Annotated in this window: 2 protein-coding genes and 1 pseudogene; 2 read left to right on the forward strand and 1 reads right to left on the reverse strand. The window is 68.9% G+C overall.

All coding sequences use genetic code 11. The features are described 5' to 3' along the window. Nucleotides 1-123 (forward strand): annotated as a pseudogene (locus tag ACZY0B_RS27580) (IclR family transcriptional regulator); the annotation flags it as partial. Then, nucleotides 120-950, forward strand: a complete 831-nt coding sequence (locus ACZY0B_RS27585) for an SDR family NAD(P)-dependent oxidoreductase (RefSeq protein ID WP_463767394.1) — start codon at nt 120-122, stop codon at nt 948-950. The pseudogene ACZY0B_RS27580 and the gene ACZY0B_RS27585, both read left to right, overlap by 4 nt. On the opposite strand, the gene ACZY0B_RS27590 is transcribed toward ACZY0B_RS27585, so the two are convergent. Then, a partial coding sequence (locus ACZY0B_RS27590) for a hypothetical protein (protein WP_463767395.1) occupies nt 865-1,147 on the reverse strand: 283 nt, incomplete at its 5' end. The two genes, ACZY0B_RS27585 and ACZY0B_RS27590, sit on opposite strands and share 86 nt — an antisense overlap.

The following is a 1,147-nucleotide window of genomic DNA, read 5'->3' on the forward strand; positions in this document are numbered from 1 at the left end:
CGCATGACGGCGATGGGCATCTGGCGCAACGTCGAAGACGGCCCGCCGCGGGTCGCTCCGACGCTTCAGCCGCTGCGCCCGCTGCTCCCGGTGCGTCAAAGCCCCGCGTTGCAGTACGCGTGAGTCCGTTCGCCGGCGGCGTCGCAGTCATCACCGGAGCCGGCGCGGGCATCGGCGCGGGCCTGTCCCGCCACGCGGTCACGCTCGGGATGACGGTGGTGCTCGCCGACGTCGACGCCGATGCCGTCGCGGCTGTGCGTGAGGAGCTTTGCGCGGCAGGAGGATCGGCGGTCGACGTCGCGTGCGACGTGCGCAACCCAGACGCGGTGCAGGAACTCGCCGACCGCACCTACCGCGATGTCGGCGCGGTGCGGCTACTGGTGAACAACGCCGGCGTAGAACAGTTCGGCTACCTGTGGGATACGCCCCTGGCCAACTGGCAGCGGGTCATGGACATCAACATCAGCGGGGTGTTCCACGGCGTGCGCGCTTTTCTGCCGAAGATGATGGCCAGCGACGAGCAGGCCTGGGTGTGGAACCTGTCGTCGGTCGGCGGCGTGGTGGCAATTCCGTTGCAGGCGCCCTACATCGTGAGCAAGCATGCGGTGCTGGCGTTGACCGAGTGCCTGTATCTCGATGTCCAGGCGGCCGGACACGCCGACCACGTTCACGTACAGGCCGTGTTGCCGGGCGCGGTGAAGTCCAACATCTTCGAGTCGGCGGGCGGTGTCGACCACGGCGGTGACGGCACCGTCGCCGAGGCGCAGCGCGCGGCAATGCTGGACGTCAAGGCCGGGGCCATGGATCCACGGGCGGCCGCGGCGACGATATTCGAACAGGCTGCCGACGGCCGGTTCTATCTGCTCACTGAGCCGGAGTATGTTGGCTCGGCCATGGCGGATCGGGCGAATGTGCTTGCCACACAGCGCCCTCCGTCTCGTCGACGATAGACAGCTCCCCGTGCCGCACCGCGTCGAGGATCGACTCGCGCAGCGCCGAACAAACCAGGAACACCCCACGGTTGGCGTGGGCCGACACCTTCTGGGCTTCCGCGCGCTCGGTGCACCGGCCCGTCGCGTCGGCGTTCCACTGCACGCTGGTCTGGTTCCAGGCGCTCTTGCGCACCAGCACCTGCGCGCCGCAGCTA

The sequence above is a fragment of the Mycobacterium sp. IDUB_19 genome, from assembly GCF_055419445.1.